This window comes from Priestia sp. SRI_019, from assembly GCF_057586255.1.
The window spans coordinates 861,055-878,572 of sequence record NZ_JBYCZN010000001.1; the positions used below are offsets into that span (position 1 = coordinate 861,055).

A 17,518-nucleotide genomic window follows, 5' to 3' on the forward strand; every position below is an offset into this window, starting at 1 on the left:
AGGAGCGATTGTATGTTATATGATTTATATAAGCCGTCCCGACATTGGAAAGACATTGAGTTATGGAAAGATGTTCCTGAAGAAAAATGGAATGACTGGATTTGGCAATTAACAAACACAATTCGAACGTTAGATGATTTAAAAAAGGTCATTAACTTAACTCCTGAAGAAGAAGAAGGAGTACGCATTTCAACCAAAACGATTCCGCTCAATATTACGCCTTACTATGCATCTTTAATGAATCCAGATGATCCCCGCTGCCCCGTCCGTATGCAGTCTGTTCCGGTTGGCAAAGAACTTCATAAAACAAAATATGATCTAGAAGATCCCCTAGATGAAGACGAAGATTCTCCAGTGCCAGGGTTGACTCATCGCTATCCTGATCGTGTTTTGTTCTTAGTTACCAATCAATGCTCCATGTACTGCAGGTACTGTACTCGAAGAAGGTTTTCAGGACAAATCGGAATGGGCGTTCCAAAAAAGCAGTTAGATGCTGCGATTGCTTATATTGCCAAAACACCTGAAGTACGAGATGTACTCATTTCAGGCGGTGATGGCTTGCTGATTAATGACAATATTTTAGAATATATTTTGAAGAATTTACGAGCTATTCCCCATGTGGAAATTATTCGAATTGGCACAAGAGCCCCCGTTGTGTTTCCGCAGCGAATAACGGAAAATTTATGTGCCATTTTAAGAAAATATCATCCAGTATGGTTAAATACTCACTTTAATACATCCATTGAAATTACGGAAGAGACAAAAAAAGCATGTGAAATGCTTGTCGATGCAGGAGTTCCAGTTGGCAATCAAGCGGTTATTTTAGCTGGGATTAATGACAGCGTAGCTATCATGAAAAAGCTTATGCACGATTTAGTGAAAATACGCGTTCGTCCTTACTATATTTATCAATGTGATTTATCAGAAGGAATTGGGCATTTCCGCGCACCTGTTTCCAAAGGGCTTGAAATTATGGAAGGGCTGCGAGGTCATACGTCTGGCTATGCTGTTCCAACGTTTGTTATTGATGCGCCAGGAGGAGGAGGAAAGATTGCGGTTCAGCCAAACTATATTATTAGTCAAAGCGCAAGTAAAGTTGTTCTGCGAAACTTTGAAGGAGTGATTACGACGTATCCGGAGCCAGAAAGCTATGTGCCTGGGCGTGCAGATGATTATTTTCGAGCTGTTTATCCAGCATCGGATGCTAAAGATTCTTCCATCGGCATCTCGGGTCTTATGAATGATACTCAATTCAACCTTGTACCGGAAGGGTTAGGGAGAGTAAAAAGACGTAAAACATATGAAAGTGACAGTGCTCACGAAAGCCTAAAAGACAAACGTGAAAAAAGAGATGAATTAAAAGATAAAAAGTTTAAAGCTCAATTGAAAAAAGACGGTAAAAGCGACGATGCTCCATCATCTTAAGGAGGTCCTGTAATATGACTGTTCAATGCGCATGGTGCGAAGAAGAAAAAGCGGTAGAAACAACCAATACCGCATACTGGGAATTGCCAGACGGAACGAGAAGTATTGAAATTACTCATATGCCATGTATCAGCTGTTCAGGTTGCGGGATGTCATATCAAGAAGAAGAGATCATAGAAGAAGTGGAAACACAGCTGCTTCTTGTCGATACAAAAAAACTTGATGAATCAATTCGGTATGATGAGCTATTAAAAGTGCCAAGATTATTAAAGCGCAACTACTTTAAATTCTAAAAAGCCGCCCCTTATTTTGTAAGGGGCGGCTTTGCTTATTGATAAGCCTTTGTTCCAGCAGTGCGCAGGCTGTAGGCGTGTTTTAAAGCTACTGTAACAGGACGGAAAATTGGAAGTTCGACTTCGTCTATTTTCGAAACGGGCAAGAGACCAACAGATGTGCTCGTAATAAAAACTTCATCAGCGTCTTTTAAAAAGGAAGGAGTCATATTTTGTTCTCGAATTTGAATGGCTTGTTCCTGAGCACATTCCAGTACGTTAGCGCGCGTAATACCCGATAGAATTTTTCTTGTGGCAGGAGTGGTGAACAAGACGTTGTCTTTTATCGCAAAGACATTGCTGCTCGACCCTTCGGTTATGTATCCGTCTTTTACTAAAATAGCTTCTTTACATCCTTTAGAAGCCGCAGCTTGTTTGGCAAGAAGGTTAGGAAGTAGGTTCAATGATTTGATATAGCAATTAGCCCATCGTTCGTCCTCCAAAAGAAGCGTGGAAATGCCTTTTTCATAGGCTTCTTCAGGTGTTTGGCGAGGATGGCGTATTGTGAGTGCTAATTGTGCAGGTACATCGGGAAATAAATGATTTCGAGGAGCAATCCCGCGCGTAACTTGAATATAAATATCAGCGTCTTTTAACGTTGATTTTTCCATTGCTTGGTGAATGATGTCCTTTAGCTCTTGTCTTGAAACCGGCAGTTCGATAAAGATTGCTTTTGCACTTCTTTCTAAGCGGTCTAAGTGACGTTCAATTGAAAACGGAATCCCTTTGTATACGCGAATAAATTCATAAACACCGTCTCCGAACTGGTGACCGCGTTCATCAATTGGAATAACAGCCTCTTTAATATCTCTAAACTCTCCAGCATAATATGCTAATTCCATCTTGAAAAACTCCCTTCCTTTAGATATTAAAACGTTAACATAAAATTCAGCAAAATGAAATTATTTACTTGGTTTCTTCGAAGAAAATGAAAAAAGTCATACTCCTTTAGGGGTATGACTTTTATGAAAACGTACGTTTGAATGCTAATGAAAATTTCTGAAGGGCTTTTTTAGGTGTAACAAACTGAACGATGAGCTTGGTACCGGTGATGAACCAATCGACAATACGGCTGCCGAGAAGCATCGTTACTAAAATGGACAGGGCGATTAAGACGATAATACCCCATGACGTTGGCTCTAGACTTTTTGAGAAGTCAGTTGTAAAGAACCATTTTAAAATGAAGCCGTGCAATAAATACACGTATAGCGATCGCTGTCCAATGCTTGTTAAAGCAAAACCGCGCGTTGGAATTAAAGCCATAAAGGCAAAAGATACAAGAAAGGCAATTCCATAGTGAGAAACGCGCATTAAAAATTCGGCCACATTGTCGTACGTGTTCGTTCCATACAGCATATCTGTGTAAGCCGTGTCGTCTAAGAAAGAATAGCTTCCGATTAATGTAACTAATAATACGATAGATGCAATGATTCGATTTCGCGCTGTCAAAAGATTTGTAAAAGGCTCTTGTCGCTGTGATAAATAGTAGCCTAAAAGGAAAAACGGGAAAAAGACAAACATTCGGCTAATGCTTAGAATTTTATCAAATCCGTCAATATCAATGAATCCCATTGCAAGTCCAAGCGAAATAGAGACAGTTAAGCTAATCCACATCGGGAATTTCGCAAAGAAAGGAAGCATTAATTTCCAAAAAATTAAGCTCAGTAGAAACCACATTGCCCATCTAGGAACCAAATATTGAAGCGTGTACGTTTCATCTGTATAAAGCACACTATAATAAAGGGTATAGATAGTTTGGAAAGCTAAATAAGGAAGAGCCACCTTTGTAAATATTTTTTTGTAATAGCCTTTCTTATGAAAATTTTTCGAGAAATAACCTGCTAGTAAAATAAAGACAGGCATATGGAAAATAAAGATAAAGTGATAAATGGACAGCATTCCGCTGCTATCTGTTCGGTACGGAGAAATCATGTGTCCGAATACAACTAAAAAAATTAATACGAATTTAGCGTTATCAAAGTAAGCATTTCGAGTATTCATAGTATTATTTTTCCTCAACATATGCTGATGTAAACCTCCCACCAACAAGATTTATTTAAATGGCGATTATTGTTAGAATAACCTTTCACTACGGAATTAAAACATGAATTCTTCTTTTTTGCAATTACATAAAGGCTTGAGAAACCTGTCGAATCAATGCTTTTGTTATAAAAACGATGTGTTTTTGTTACAAATGTCTTTTGGGAAAAAGAAAAATATTGATATAACAATATTTATTCGTTACGCTAATAGTGAAATTTGTTTTGTAACTGTAACATGAATTTAATATTTTTTGTCGGGTAAACCACTTATATTGCAGTGTTCGACATCTACATATCGCAGAAGAAAGTTGTAGATTTCTTGAAAAAATGATAGAAAAGATACACATACCGCTGGAGGGGGAGTACGATGAAATCCTTTTATCACTATATAATGAAATTCCGATCAAATAAAAAACATGATCGAATGGGAGAGTTTGCGCGAAGTGCTTACGATGATCACAGCTTCCCGAAATCTTCAACAGATTATGACGAACTGAGTTCTTATTTAGAGCTCAACGGACATTATTTATCAAGCATGACCGTATTTGATGAAGCATGGGAGCTTTATCAAAATAATGCGTGAGAAATAAAAAAGCAGGCTGATGGATATCCATCAGCCTGCTTTTTTTATTTTCTTAAGCTCATGTACTAAGCAGAGGTAAAAATGATAGAGAGCAATAGATAATAAAGGCTTGGTTCTAAAGATGTTATACTTCCCCTTTTTTAGTTACTGCATATAATATTGTAACTTTTCAGTAGGTGTATGTTTACTAAGGAGGTGCGACGATGGCAGGGAAGAAAAAACCTAAATACGGAATTGGTGAAACAGTCGTTGTAACAATATACGGGACCGTTGGCACTATTACCGATATAAAAGTGATGGATGGGATTTTTGTATACGAAATCAACCATAGTGAAGGTCTTTTTTTAGAAGATACAATTGAGCTTCTAGAAGAATATGAAGGTCAAATATTAGTACAGGAAAGAGTAGAGCTTGAATATAAATTTTTCTTCGGCGATATCGTCCAGGTTTTTAATTATGGAAAAGAGTTATTTAAAATCATTGGTATTCGAACAGAAATATGGCGTTATAAAGAGGATTCATGGGAAGACATTGTCTATGAATTGTCACGTGTAACAGATGGAGAATGGCTTGAGGCTAGTGAAGAAGAACTCATTCTCGTAACTCCTCATGAGGAAACAGAAAATTACGCTCAAAGTGTTGATATGTTGTATTTAGGTAAAGAAATTAAAAAGACGGAGTTGCTACCAAAGATGAAAAAACAAAACGGTTCTGAAAAAGAAGAAGTGAGGTTAACTAAAGAAAAGCATGAGATTATAAATGGTCTTTTAGATGTGTACAATGATTATAAATTTTTGTATGAGCTTTTTGAAGATGAAGAATACGCTGAAGTCATGAACTTAGTGCTGAAACATTTAAAAAAGATAGCAAAATCCGAACAAGGAAAATAGCAGGTAGATGCCTAATAAATAAAAGATAGCCGAGATAGATTATTACATCTCTCTTAGCTATCTTTTATTGTGTATACGGCGATGGTAATGAAAAAAATGGGTATAATTACCTTTCTGTTTAAACTGCTGAAATTTTAGACATACTATTGCCAAATTGTTCATAAATGTGTATAAGGTAAAACTTCAAGCAGAAGATGGAGTGAACCTATTTTTAAGAAAAATAAGGTACGCTAATCCGTTCAAACGGGATAAGGAGTGATATTGTGAAAGAAATCGAAGTGGTCATTGATACGGAAGAAATTGCGGAGTTCTTTTACAATGAACTAGTCAAGCGAGGCTATGTTCCCGCTGAAGAAGAGCTAGGCGAATTAGCGGATATAACTTTTGATTATCTCATTGATAAATGTATTATTGATGAGCAAGATGAAGAATAAAAAGATAGATACATCTGTAACGACGGGGGAACTCGTCGTTTTGTTTATGAGACAGTGGCTATGAAAAAGGGTTAGCAGCTTTAATAGCAGATTGCACTTTTATATGATGCTGAAGAGGAATTTTTTTTACTGAAGAAGCGGGAATAGACTCAAGGAGAGAAAATATGCTTTCGTCTTCAAACCACTCATCTTTTCTTAAAAAAAGGTGTACGCGGTCTCCCCAGCTCATATTTAACGTCGGGCTATACAGCTTTTTGGAATGATTTCGATTCTTTGTAAATATATCCGAATTATAATCGCTTCGAGACCCTGTGTGGGGGTGTTTGAGGCTAAATGTATAGATAGAATCATGCAAGTTTGAATAAAAAAGAAGAACGTATAAAGTTTTTCCCACTTCAATCCGCTTTAAGACAGACTCGAAATGATACACTTTTGTTCCACTTAAATCAATGTTATTACCTGAATAATAGGGAAAGACGATTTGAGTCATACCGAGAAAGTTTTGAGTGTGAAACTGCCAAGAGTGAAGAACATCCCGCTGAAACTCTTTTTTAAAGAGAACATTTTTTTCGATATGATACTGTTCGTTCACAATCAGGGCTATTGATAAGAGCGTTTTGTTTCTATGCTGCCAAAAGTCATTCCAAACAGCTTTCATAAAAGAAGATATGTGAAAAGCGGGAAGTAAATGAAACAGATTGCTGTTTTGCTCTTTGCTTTTTTCATAGAGTAAGAGCTGAGCGTAAGCATCATGAAAAATGGCGGAATTGGAATGTTCTAAAAACAAGAAGTACGCGTGCTGTTTTTCTGGAGAAAGCAGGGATTTTATTAAGGTAGTGGAAAGATCTGTCATGTAATAGCCGCCGTTTCGCGAAACCAAGTGTGCTAAAAAAGCCCAGTGAATTTCGGGGTGTTTTTGGTAATAGTCTAAATATGCTTGGGTACGTGTAACATTGTTTTGATTAGCTTTTTTTACTTTTTTTCGAATCTCTTTAATCAATTTTACGTCTTCTCCGATAAAAGACAGCGGGAGGGTAGCAGGAGGTTTGAGCTGCATCATCTGCTGCAGGCGAAGAACATCCTCCAATCTAATCAGGGGATTTGTGTCAGTAGAAGTCATGTTAAGCCTCCTTTGAAACGTTTAACTATATAAAAAAAGGGTAAGGGACTTTTTGAAACCTTTATAACATTTCGTACGTATAAAGGGTAACAAATGTTAAGAAAAGAGGTTTTCTTTATGTTCAGAAAAATTTTTGAATCATTAACTGGATCTAAACGTCGACGCTACAGCAGCAGCGATCGACACTATCGACGTCCTCGTCACTACAGCAGCAGTGATCATCACTACAGACGTCCTCATCACCATAGCAGCAGTAGCGATTATAAACGAAGCAAATATTATGACAGCCACAGTCATTCAAAATATGGCCACCACCATTACAAGCGCAAACGTAAAAGTGGAAGCTTCTTCTCAAGCTTTTTCTCAAGTTGATTTATGATGAAAAATCGAATGTTCAAACACCTTCATCGCTGGCTAGTTGACCGCCCTTTTAAAAAAGGAAAAGTCATTTCCGGGCGCTATGAAATCATAGATATACTGGGAATGGGAAGCTATGGTATAACATATGTTGCTAACGACATTGTGCAACAAAAAAAGGTAGTCGTAAAGCAACTCCGTAAAACAAAGCAGCGCACGTCTCAGGGGCTGAAGTCTTATCATTATGAAGCGAAATTGCTGTCTCAATTAAATCATCCTCAAATTCCTTCACTGTATGAAGCTATCGAAACAGATGAAGGTTGTTTCGTAGTGATGGAGTTGATTCAAGGGAAAACGTTTGAAGATTTAATTTTTGAAGAGAAGTGCGTGTATACGGAAGAACAAGCGCTTGACATTTTACTTAATATTCTAGACGTAGTTTCTGCTATTCATGAGCAAGGAATGGTTCACCGTGATCTTCGTATTCCAAATATTATTGATGTTAACGGAACCATCTATGTTATTGACTTTGGTCTTGCTAGATTTTTAGGAGACCATGAAGAAACAAGCACCCTTATAGAAGAACAGCAGTTTATGAGACAAACATCTGCTGCAAGCGATATCTATGCACTTGGTCATTTTCTTTTATTTTTATTATACTCTGGTTATGAGCCGACGGAAAAACAAGAAAGAAGCTGGGAACAAGAGCTACATTTGTCGGCGCCTATTAAGGCCATCATTCAAAAAATGCTGAGAGCAGATGAATCTTATGAAAGCATTAAAAGTTTACAAAAAGATATTTATGACTATATAAATAGTAAGAGCTCAGGGAGGGGAAAGTATGGCGCTATTTAATAAAGCGTTAGCCCGCATTGGAATTGGTGCAGCGCGAGTGGATGCTAAGCTTGTCAATGATGAATTTCGTGCTGGTGAAAAGATTGAAGGGATTGTTGAAGTATACGGAGGCAATGTTGAGCAGAAAATTGACAGCATCTATCTGCGTCTATTCACAACTTATGTAAAAGAAAGAGACGATAAAAAATACAAGCAGGATATTGAGCTTAATACGTTTAAGATTAACGACCCGTTCACGATTCAACCATCTGAAACGAAGTCTATTCCTTTTACCTTTCAGCTGCCTGATGATACGCCTGTTACATTAGGTAGAACCCGGGTTTGGGTGGCGACCAGTCTTGATATTAAAGATGCCGTTGATCCGTCAGATATTGATCATGTAAAAGTGCTTCCTAACCTTATGGTAACAAGCGCAATTGAAGCTATGGAACAGCTTGGCTTTCGCTTGCGCCAAGTTGAGTGCGAAGAAGCCCCTCGCCGGATGAGAAAAAGACTTCCTTTTGTTCAAGAATTTGAATTTGTTCCAAGCGGTGGAGTTTACGCTGGGAAAGTAGATGAAATTGAAATTATCGTGCAGCCGAGCGGCTTACATGATTACGATTTATTTATAGAAGTAGATCGACGTGCCAGAGGGTTTGGCGGCTTTCTATCTGAAATGCTGGATGCAGATGAGTCGCTCATTCATGTTCATGTTTCTGAAAAAGAAATTCCTCAGTTAAAAAATATATTAACCAGTATTATTTCACGCTATAGCTAACGTGCATAGCTCTCCTTTCTTTTTCGTATATTAAAGACAGTAAAAAGAAAGGAGAGAGGTATATGCCGCAATCAAAGCAAACGAAAAAAATAAATGCAAAAGAGGAATTTTCGGCTGAATTTGTCGTTCATCAAGCTCCTAAGCCGGAAGACTATATTCAGCCAAAACGTGTGAATAAGTAAAGCATGTAGAACGTTACATGCTTTTTCTTTTAATAGGTTGGAGGAAATAAAAAATGGGAAACCGCACTACAAAATATTCTCTATTTATTGTATCGCTTTTAGCTTTCTTTTTACTCATTTTATTTACGTTTAATACACCTTGGGTGAAACAGCTTGACTTTAATGTACTTCATACCATTGAAGGATGGAGGACGGACACGTTAACACCCATCATCATATTTATAACAACCGTAGGATCTTGGTATGTTACTGCGCCAATATGGTTTGCGATTATAGTAGTTCTTCTTTATAAACGAAAAGGGTTGCTCGCTTTATATATCACGCTTGTTTTTTGGGGAGTTCGCGCTTTAAATTGGGGATTGAAGGAGATTTTTGCAAGACCAAGACCTGATTGGAGTCAAGTCGTTCCCGCCTCTCACTATAGTTTTCCGAGCGGACATGCCATGAACTCAATGGCGTTTTACAGCGGAGTACTTTTGTTAATATGGATGTATACAAGAAGCAGGTCTATCAAAACGGCAGCTGCATGCGTAATTGCTATTGTTATTTTATTAATTGGATTTAGCCGTTTGTATTTAGGTGTACACTTTTTAACGGATATACTAGCAGGATATTGTTTAGGACTTGCTTGGTCCTTAGGGGTCTACCTCCTTTCTAAGCGCCTATATAACCAAAAATAGGAGCAATGGTTACATTTTTTTCGTTAATATTTCATTTTGTTTAAGTAGGCCTATTGATTCATCCATTCAAAAACAACTAATGATAAAATGGGAAACAAATATTTTATGTACATGTTTAATAAGAAAAAACTAGTAATTTCGACAAAAAACGTTTTGATTCGATAAAGGGTTTTCGGATTTTATCACTAATTATATAAGAATACATGACGTAAAAGAGTAAATACTTGCTTTTGGGTGGAGGGAAGAATGTTGAGTGTGTGGACCACAATAAAAAAACAATTTAATATTAGCACAGAATATGATGTAACCATTATGCAAACAGAAGAAAAAGGCGAAAAGCGCGGATATAAGCCTGTCCATCGTCTAACGATTACAGCATTCGATCATCAAGACGCAGCAACACAAGTATTTCAGATGTTTAATATTGCTGATAATTTGCCAAAAGATTGTGATGCGAGGTTTATCAGCACAGGCGATATTTTATTAATTGATGAAGGTACTCGAGGGAAGTATTACTACAAGCTATGGACAGACGGCTGGCAAAAAGTGAATCGCCTGCACGTACGTTAAACATAAGGTAAAAGCGACCTATCTGGCCGCTTTTTATTTATATGTTGACCCTTAGTAATCACGAGTATGATGGCCAGGGCCATTTTTTCGGTTTGTTGCTGAATATTCATCTCCATGGGCTTCATGTTCTGCTATAATTGCTTCCTTTGGAATATGATTATTCTTTTTAGGCGAATTTATTCGATTGCGATGTTTTTTCCCCATACATATCACCTCAGCTAACGTTAGTAAATCCCTTGCGCTATTAGCGTACCCTTATATAAAAAGACATACTACGCCATTTTTTGGGCCGTATGTCTTTTTATTTTTGTCGCATAATGTTAGAAGTAAATAGACAAGCAAGGGATACAATATGGTATAGTGAAAGCGTAAGATTTTTTACATATAGGAGGTACGAAATGAGCGTACATATTGGGGCAAAACAAGGTGATATTGCAGAAACGATTTTACTTCCAGGTGATCCACTTCGTGCAAAATACATTGCAGAAACGTTTTTAGAAGATGTAACTTGCTATAACGAAGTGCGCGGTATGCTTGGATTTACGGGAACATATAAAGGAAAGCGCGTTTCTGTTCAAGGAACAGGAATGGGTGTACCATCAATTGCTATTTATGTAAATGAACTAATGAATGAATATGGTGTTCAAAACCTAATTCGCGTTGGTACATGCGGAGCAATTCAAAAAGATGTAAAAGTACGCGACGTTATTTTAGCCATGTCTTCGTCAAGTGATTCACAAATGAACCGCGTTAAATTTGGTCCTATTGACTATGCACCGACAGCTAACTTTGATTTATTAAAGCGCGCTTACGATGCAGGTGTTGAAAAAGGCCTTCAGTTAAAAGTAGGAAGTGTATTTACATCTGATCAATTCTACAATGAAGACGGCCAGCTAGAAAAATTGGCAGCTCACGGCGTATTGGCAGTTGAAATGGAAACAACGGCTTTGTATACGCTAGCTGCTAAATACGGACGTAATGCTTTATCTGTTTTAACAGTAAGTGATCACATTTTCACTGGTGAAGAAACAACGTCAGAAGAGCGTCAAACGACGTTTAACGATATGATTGTTGTTGCGCTTGAAGCAGCAATTAATGAATGAATATAATTTCATTTCGTTTATTTGCTGAATGGCAGCGAAATGCTGCGGCGTAACAAATAAAAAGACGAGAAGCAATCAGGCTTCTCGTCTTTTTATTTGTGAAAATTAATTGTTTCCAAACGGGAAATTGTATGGTACGATTTGATACGTTAAAAACGGCTTTGATTTTCGTGAAAGTCGAAAATCGTATAAAAAATTCATAAGAGGTGATAAACCATCATGATGGCAAGTATTAAACAGCAGTGGTTTTCAAACGTTCGAGCAGATATTTTGTCTGGGATGACAGTTGCTCTTGCGCTTATTCCAGAAGCCCTTGCTTTTTCCATTATCGCCGGTGTCGATCCCATGGTTGGCCTGTATGCATCTTTTTGTATGGCAATTGTGATTGCTTTTACAGGCGGAAGACCAGCTATGATTTCAGCTGCAACAGGAGCAATGTCTTTATTGATGATTAACTTAGTCAAAGATCACGGCATTGAGTATTTATTTGCAGCTACTGTTTTAACCGGAATGATTCAAATTTTACTGGGTGTTTTGAAAGTAGGAAGGTTTTTATCATTTCTTCCTCAAACAGTTATGATTGGCTTTGTAAATGCGCTAGGTATTTTAATTTTCACAGCACAGCTTCCCCATTTTCAAGGAGCAAATTGGATGATGTACGCAATGGTAGCCGGAACGCTGCTCATCGTCTATTTGTTTCCGCTCATGACCAAAGCAATACCATCTCCGCTTGTTGCCATTGTCTTGATGACGATTGTAGCGATTGTCTTTCATTTAGATTTAAAAACGGTAGGAGATATGGGGAATATTACGCGTTCACTGCCGGTTCTTCACTTTCCAAAGGTTGATTTATCAGTGGAGACACTGCTTATCATTTTACCTTATTCGCTTCCTTTAGCGATTGTAGGCCTACTTGAATCTATGCTAACGGCAACGGTGCTGGACGAAATTACAGATACGCCCTCGAATAAAAATAAAGAAGCGCGCGGTCAAGGCATCGCTAATATTGTAACAGGTTTCTTTGGAGGAATGGCTGGCTGTGCCATGATTGGACAATCTATGATTAATGTAAAATCAGGGGGACGTGGAAGGTTATCTACCTTAGTCGCCGGAGTCTTTTTATTGTTCTTAATTATGGTGCTTGGCGATGTTGTTAAACAAATTCCAATGGCTGCTCTTGTAGGCGTTATGTTTATGGTAGCCGCCGGTACATTTGATTGGCAGTCCCTTAAAGACTTAACGAAATATCCACTATCGGATGCCATTGTAATGGTTGTTACGGTGGTTATCGTATTGTTTACACATAACTTAGCATTAGGCGTAATGGTAGGTGTTGTTTTAAGTACGATTGTATTTGGCTGGAAGATGGCTAAAATCAAAACAACTTCACAAATAGAAGGGAATATGAAGCAATATAGGGTTTCAGGGCAATTATTTTTTGCCACCATCAGCTTCTTCATGGATGAATTTCAGTATGAAACAGACCCGGATACCATCATTATTGATTTTAGTTCTTCTCATATATGGGATCAATCGGCCGTAATCGGCATCTCAAAAATTATCGATAAGTATGAGCGATTGAATAAAAAGGTTATTGTAAAAGGATTAAATAAAGACAGTAAAAAAATCGTAAGGCAAATTGGCATAACGTCGCTGTCGAACAAATAAAAGGTGTGCAGTAGCACACCTTTTTTACTTGTTTCGTTTTAGTAGCTGTATGAGCCAGGTGGAAAAAGAAGTTGTAGATGAAGATACGGATGTCTGTTTTAACAAAATAGCATAGGCTTTGCGCCGATATTGGTAATCAAGCATGCATATCTACTCCTTTTAAAACAGGATTTGGAAGCGTTTTCTTTATTGTAGCATGCTTAATAGGGAGATAAAAGAAAAAAGAGAGACCATCGTCTCTCTTTAATCATTTCCAAACATATAGCGTTTGTGGTGCCATGAGATTCCAAACATCAGACCCATTGCAAACATGTTCCCCATCAGTGAACTACCTCCATATGAAATAAAAGGAAGTGGAATTCCGGTAATAGGCAAGACTTGAATGGTCATACCGATATTTTGAAATACGTGGAACGTAAGCATTGAAATAACGCCTACACATAAGTAAGAATTGAATTCATTTTTTGTTTCAAGGCCTAGCTTGATCAAGTAATAAACGAGTACGAAGAAAAGACTAATAACAATGCTGGCGCCGATAAAGCCAAACTCTTCTCCGATAACGGCAAAAATAAAGTCGGTCTGTCCCTCTGGCAAATAGACAACTCCATTACCGATTCCTTTACCGTTTACCATTCCTGATCCAATTGCATCTAACGATTTCTTTAAATGATAACCCTCTCCAGAACTATACGACTCAGGATCAAGCCAAGAATAAATACGTCCAAATTGGTATTGCTTAACCCCTAGATACTTTTCTAATAGGCTAGGTGCATAAACAACAAGTCCCAAAATGACAGAACCAACCGCAGTAATACCTAAAAATGCAGGCGCGATGATTTTCCAGCTTACGCCTGAAACAAATACAAGTCCAACCGTGATTGCTAAGAACACAAGAGCGGTACCTAAGTCAGGCTGCTGCATGATTAATAATAAAGGTAAAGCAAGTACAGCACCCAGTTTACCAAGCAGTAAAAAGTCTTCTCTTACTGTCCGGATACGATATTTTTCATTGTGTTTCACAATGACCGTACTCAGTGTGATAATCAAAAACACTTTCATAAACTCTGATGGCTGTAACGAAAAGCCGGGAAGTGTGAACCAACTTTTTGCCCCGTTAATTTCTCTGGCAATGCTTGACGGAGCCACTAGTAAAAGAAGTAATAAAAAGTTCCCAAATCCATAAAAAACCCACGTTAGCTTTTGAAGCTGATCGGAGTCAAAACGCATGACAAACCCTATAATCACCATTCCGATTATATAAAAAACAACTTGTTGCGCTACGAAGTTCTTATCATACTGCCCAATTTTTTCAGCACTATGGATTGCCACAACGCTTACGCAAAACAATAGGAAGATTAGGAAAGCCAAGTTCCAGTCAAATCTACTAACATTTCTTTGATTTTCACCCATATTATTCACCTGTCACTATTAAATCTCATTCTTTCTTTATGATAAAAGAAAAATGCTGGTTTTTAATGCAAAGTCGATTAATGAAGAGTCGCACTAACCCCACTTTGCAGTTTTTGCTTTGAATATAGACTTGCTAAAAGTAAGAAAAGATATGTCGCAAGCTGCGTTACCATACAGCCTTTTATTATACATGAATTATTCTATAACATAAATAGGAGAAATGATAACAATTTCTTTTTTCTAAAAACTCTATTTGGAGGGACTTATTCAATTCATCTTCTTTATCTCCTTAAAGGTTAATATGAAAACATATTATAGGAATTTATCTTTTTTTGCACGTGAAAAGATAAAGAAACGTGTATATATATAACGAAAGAAAAGGCAAATAGTTTCATATGAACGACTGAAAAATTCTAAACTGCGAGGACTAAATCTAGCAAGCTATACATATGAATAATAGTAAAGATAAGAGAAAGTGTTCTACACTATCTTTTTCTACATGCAGACATTCAACTTCACTATCCTAAGTAAACAGTTGAGACAAGAATATAGTTATATTCTACTTTCTTGCTGATGAACGAACGTATGGAAGGTATATGGATGAATTACCGAATAAGAGACACAGGATATTAAGAAAATAATAGATAGAGATTAATAGAATCATAACGTAGAGAGGTGTGTTTATGATTATAGGGGCAAGTGTGACAGCATTTTTATTATTATGGTGGACAATTTTTTATAGCGGGCGCTACTATCATTATGTTTCAGAGCCTGTTGGCAAAAGAATTTCCCTTCACGTAGGGATACATGTCACCTTAGTGGTTGGAGTGAATGCATGTCTCTGGCTTGAGCAGCCGCTGCTTTTTTCTAGCATTTTAGCAGGATGTGCAGGACTAGGAGCCGGATGGTTTGTGGGGATTCCTTTTTCGGTAAAAAGTATTTTAAGTGGAATAATGGGGGGCATAGGAACGGGTGTTAGTTTTTATATCTCTATGAGCATGTGGATGGATCAATTTAACTGGCTATCTTTTTTATTAATAGGAACGAGCGTTATTTTTAGCGGAAGCTCGTTATTTCAAGTGTTAAAATCGATTCCGTCATTTGAAAAGGTACTGGTAAAAATGTGGATTCAACATCCTTTTGTGATAGCTCCTATTTTGATTACCGTATTTTGGCTGTATAATTTTATTGAAAAATATTTTCCGCAAGCAGATCCAACACGCAAGTAGTTTCCGTGTTGGATTTATTATTTCCTCCGATAAGACTCCCCTTTAAGTTTACCAAGTTTAACATCGTTCAATTAGTCTATAGAAGGTAAAAGTAGACATTCACCTATCTTCATTATGATGCATATTGTAACGTAGCAAGCATTATAAAGGGGGAGTGCGTATGTATCCATATCAATACGATCCACGTTTTCAAAATTTGTTTCCACCTGGAGGAGGCCAAGGGTTTCCATCGTTTCCACCTGGAGGAGGAGGTCAAGGATTTCCACCGCCGCCACCTGGAGGAGGAGGCCAAGGATTTCCACCACCGCCACCTGGAGGAGGGGGCCAAGGGTTTCCGCCGCAGGGAGGAGCGCAGCCGCCTTCAAGTCCACCGCCAGCTTTTACACCTGCACCAAAGCTAGGTTCAGGAGGTCCATCACTTTATGCTGTTGACCCAGGCGCTATTTCAGGATGCTTATACCGATATACCTATATATGGCCGAGAAATGGTCGACCTTACTGGTTTTACCCAACCTTTGTAGGCAGACGCTCAGTTGCAGGATATCGCTGGACAGGATTTTTCTGGGTGTATGCTGGGGTAGATGTAAATCAAATTCGAGAATTTCAATGTATATAAAACTCCGCTTGCGGAGTTTTTTTTGTGGGAAAAGGTTGACGCATAAAAAATGACGTTATATAATAAATCTCGAATTAAAGATAATTTATTTAGTAATATCTCGAATTAATAATAATAGACACTTTTTAGGAGATGACATTTATGGCAAATGTATTATATGTAAAAGTAAATCCGCAGGTTGATGAAGCATCATTTTCAACTCGTTTAGCACAGGTTTTCTTAGATGAGTATAAAACAGCAAATCCTACTGATACAGTGACAACGCTTGATCTGTATAAAGAAACAGTTCCGTTCATTGATGGAGATGTTTTAGCAGCATGGGGAAAAGCTGGAGCTGGTGAAGAATTATCAGCTGTTGAATTAGAAAAAGTAACGCGTATGGGTGAATTAGTAGAGCAGTTTTTACAAGCTGACAAAGTTATTTTCTCAGCTCCAATGTGGAACTTAAGCTTCCCTCCACTAATGAAAGCATATATTGATAACATTTTAATTGCAGGAAAAACGTTTAAATATACTGAAAATGGTCCAGTAGGATTAGCTTCAGATAAAAAAGTAGTGTTACTAGAAGCTCGTGGAGGCGTTTATTCAGAAGGCCCTGCAGCAGAGCTAGAATTTACTCAAAGCTATTTACGTACAGTGATGGGCTTCATTGGGGTCCAAGATTTCCAACTGGTTGTTGCAGAAGGCATGGCTTACACACCAGCAGAAGCAGACAATATTCTAGCAAAAGCATCTGAAAAAGCAAAAGAAGTTGCGTCAACGTTCTAATCTCAAAAGGCTGGGACAAAAGGATTTGATGAAGTGAAAAACGAACTACTGATCAAGATATTTGATTAGTGGTTCGTTTTTTTTTGTTACGGTGAACGTAGATTTCATGTTTGTAAGTCTTTCTAGCAGTTGATTGGAGGGCAAGCCGAAGACTCCTGCGGGAAAAGCGGAATAGGTGAGACCCCACAGGAGCGTATGCGACGAGGAGGCTCAGCATCCGCCCGCGGAAAGCGAAGTCTTGCACGGAAATCAACTGCGGTGTCAAAAGCGGTTCGGCTCATGTATACTAGTTGTTCATCTTTAGATTGGATTCATTTGTTTATGTCTCAACCTCTTTTTTAGGTTTAAAATTCAATATCCACCCTTCAGAAGATGTATAAAGGTTTACATGAAGTGCGACATAGAGAACGCACTTCTTATGAAAACGCTCATATATTTTTATTTACAAGACAAAAAAAGCATGGTTAAATAATGACCATGTTAACGTAACACGGGAC

Annotated in this window: 21 protein-coding genes; 16 read left to right on the forward strand and 5 right to left on the reverse strand. The window is 37.8% G+C overall.

From position 1 onward, the window contains the following. Nucleotides 1–12: 12 nt before the first annotated feature. Together kamA and AC2YJL_RS04375 are read left to right on the forward strand one after the other, a co-directional pair. Nucleotides 13–1,425: a lysine 2,3-aminomutase gene (gene kamA, locus AC2YJL_RS04370; protein WP_195696047.1), complete on the forward strand. Its 1,413-nt coding sequence runs from the start codon at nucleotides 13–15 to the stop codon at nucleotides 1,423–1,425. Nucleotides 1,426–1,439: 14 nt separating this feature from the next. Further along, a complete protein-coding gene (locus AC2YJL_RS04375; RefSeq protein WP_013058725.1) occupies nucleotides 1,440–1,718 on the forward strand; it encodes a YokU family protein in 279 nt (92 codons plus the stop codon). A gap of 35 nt (nucleotides 1,719–1,753) precedes the next feature. On the opposite strand, the gene dat is transcribed toward AC2YJL_RS04375, so the two are convergent. Both dat and AC2YJL_RS04385 read right to left on the reverse strand, forming a co-directional pair. Further along, nucleotides 1,754–2,599, reverse strand: coding sequence for a D-amino-acid transaminase (gene dat, locus AC2YJL_RS04380; RefSeq protein WP_251568437.1), 846 nt, complete (start codon nucleotides 2,597–2,599; stop codon nucleotides 1,754–1,756). Between the two features lie 121 nt (nucleotides 2,600–2,720). After that, entirely contained in the window at nucleotides 2,721–3,758 is a 1,038-nt protein-coding gene (locus AC2YJL_RS04385) for an acyltransferase family protein (protein ID WP_195696049.1), read from the reverse strand. A 408-nt stretch (nucleotides 3,759–4,166) separates the two neighbouring features. Between AC2YJL_RS04385 and AC2YJL_RS04390 the strand changes: the two genes are divergently transcribed. From AC2YJL_RS04390 to AC2YJL_RS04400, 3 genes are all read left to right on the forward strand, one after another. Then, complete coding sequence (locus tag AC2YJL_RS04390; RefSeq protein WP_013058722.1) at nucleotides 4,167–4,382, forward strand: YozE family protein; 216 nt, start codon at nucleotides 4,167–4,169, stop codon at nucleotides 4,380–4,382. Nucleotides 4,383–4,585: 203 nt separating this feature from the next. After that, entirely contained in the window at nucleotides 4,586–5,272 is a 687-nt protein-coding gene (locus AC2YJL_RS04395) for a hypothetical protein (RefSeq protein WP_013058721.1), read from the forward strand. A gap of 263 nt (nucleotides 5,273–5,535) precedes the next feature. Further along, complete coding sequence (locus AC2YJL_RS04400) at nucleotides 5,536–5,706, forward strand: YozD family protein (protein ID WP_013058720.1); 171 nt, start codon at nucleotides 5,536–5,538, stop codon at nucleotides 5,704–5,706. 58 nt (nucleotides 5,707–5,764) lie between these two features. On the opposite strand, the gene AC2YJL_RS04405 is transcribed toward AC2YJL_RS04400, so the two are convergent. Next, complete coding sequence (locus AC2YJL_RS04405) at nucleotides 5,765–6,826, reverse strand: DUF2515 family protein (RefSeq protein ID WP_230933451.1); 1,062 nt, start codon at nucleotides 6,824–6,826, stop codon at nucleotides 5,765–5,767. Between the two features lie 117 nt (nucleotides 6,827–6,943). Here AC2YJL_RS04405 and AC2YJL_RS04410 point away from each other — a divergent pair, with 117 nt between their 5' ends. The 5 genes from AC2YJL_RS04410 (at nucleotide 6,944) to AC2YJL_RS04430 (ending at nucleotide 10,227) form a co-directional block, all read left to right on the forward strand. After that, nucleotides 6,944–7,198 (forward strand): hypothetical protein, encoded by a 255-nt coding sequence (locus tag AC2YJL_RS04410; RefSeq protein ID WP_195696051.1) that lies wholly within the window; start codon nucleotides 6,944–6,946, stop codon nucleotides 7,196–7,198. A 3-nt stretch (nucleotides 7,199–7,201) separates the two neighbouring features. Continuing rightward, complete coding sequence (locus AC2YJL_RS04415; RefSeq protein ID WP_230933450.1) at nucleotides 7,202–8,038, forward strand: serine/threonine protein kinase; 837 nt, start codon at nucleotides 7,202–7,204, stop codon at nucleotides 8,036–8,038. Then, nucleotides 8,025–8,795, forward strand: a complete 771-nt coding sequence (locus AC2YJL_RS04420; protein ID WP_251568438.1) for a sporulation protein — start codon at nucleotides 8,025–8,027, stop codon at nucleotides 8,793–8,795. Before AC2YJL_RS04415 ends, AC2YJL_RS04420 begins: the two co-directional genes overlap by 14 nt. Before the next feature lie 235 nt (nucleotides 8,796–9,030). After that, nucleotides 9,031–9,657 (forward strand): phosphatase PAP2 family protein, encoded by a 627-nt coding sequence (locus AC2YJL_RS04425; RefSeq protein ID WP_195696054.1) that lies wholly within the window; start codon nucleotides 9,031–9,033, stop codon nucleotides 9,655–9,657. Nucleotides 9,658–9,903: 246 nt separating this feature from the next. Continuing rightward, the gene (locus AC2YJL_RS04430) at nucleotides 9,904–10,227 is read left to right on the forward strand and encodes a hypothetical protein (protein WP_013058713.1); all 324 of its coding nucleotides are present in this window, start codon (nucleotides 9,904–9,906) and stop codon (nucleotides 10,225–10,227) included. Between the two features lie 51 nt (nucleotides 10,228–10,278). On the opposite strand, the gene AC2YJL_RS04435 is transcribed toward AC2YJL_RS04430, so the two are convergent. Then, entirely contained in the window at nucleotides 10,279–10,431 is a 153-nt protein-coding gene (locus AC2YJL_RS04435; RefSeq protein ID WP_013058712.1) for a hypothetical protein, read from the reverse strand. Nucleotides 10,432–10,625: 194 nt separating this feature from the next. On the opposite strand from AC2YJL_RS04435, the gene deoD reads away from it, so the two are divergent. Together deoD and AC2YJL_RS04445 are read left to right on the forward strand one after the other, a co-directional pair. Further along, complete coding sequence (gene deoD / locus AC2YJL_RS04440) at nucleotides 10,626–11,330, forward strand: purine-nucleoside phosphorylase (protein ID WP_013058711.1); 705 nt, start codon at nucleotides 10,626–10,628, stop codon at nucleotides 11,328–11,330. A gap of 219 nt (nucleotides 11,331–11,549) precedes the next feature. Then, nucleotides 11,550–12,998: a SulP family inorganic anion transporter gene (locus AC2YJL_RS04445; protein WP_251568439.1), complete on the forward strand. Its 1,449-nt coding sequence runs from the start codon at nucleotides 11,550–11,552 to the stop codon at nucleotides 12,996–12,998. A gap of 243 nt (nucleotides 12,999–13,241) precedes the next feature. On the opposite strand, the gene AC2YJL_RS04450 is transcribed toward AC2YJL_RS04445, so the two are convergent. Next, complete coding sequence (locus tag AC2YJL_RS04450; RefSeq protein WP_013084672.1) at nucleotides 13,242–14,408, reverse strand: FtsW/RodA/SpoVE family cell cycle protein; 1,167 nt, start codon at nucleotides 14,406–14,408, stop codon at nucleotides 13,242–13,244. A 683-nt stretch (nucleotides 14,409–15,091) separates the two neighbouring features. Here AC2YJL_RS04450 and AC2YJL_RS04455 point away from each other — a divergent pair. The 4 genes from AC2YJL_RS04455 to AC2YJL_RS04470 all read left to right on the forward strand — a co-directional run bounded on the left by AC2YJL_RS04455 (nucleotide 15,092) and on the right by AC2YJL_RS04470 (nucleotide 17,363). After that, complete coding sequence (locus AC2YJL_RS04455) at nucleotides 15,092–15,637, forward strand: hypothetical protein (protein WP_195696056.1); 546 nt, start codon at nucleotides 15,092–15,094, stop codon at nucleotides 15,635–15,637. A gap of 160 nt (nucleotides 15,638–15,797) precedes the next feature. Further along, complete coding sequence (locus tag AC2YJL_RS04460) at nucleotides 15,798–16,253, forward strand: transporter (protein WP_195696057.1); 456 nt, start codon at nucleotides 15,798–15,800, stop codon at nucleotides 16,251–16,253. Nucleotides 16,254–16,394: 141 nt separating this feature from the next. Continuing rightward, on the forward strand, nucleotides 16,395–17,021 hold the full coding sequence (locus tag AC2YJL_RS04465; protein ID WP_014458563.1) for an FMN-dependent NADH-azoreductase: 627 nt from the start codon (nucleotides 16,395–16,397) through the stop codon (nucleotides 17,019–17,021). Nucleotides 17,022–17,150: 129 nt separating this feature from the next. Continuing rightward, on the forward strand, nucleotides 17,151–17,363 hold the full coding sequence (locus tag AC2YJL_RS04470) for a hypothetical protein (protein WP_195696058.1): 213 nt from the start codon (nucleotides 17,151–17,153) through the stop codon (nucleotides 17,361–17,363). Nucleotides 17,364–17,518 lie beyond the last annotated feature (155 nt).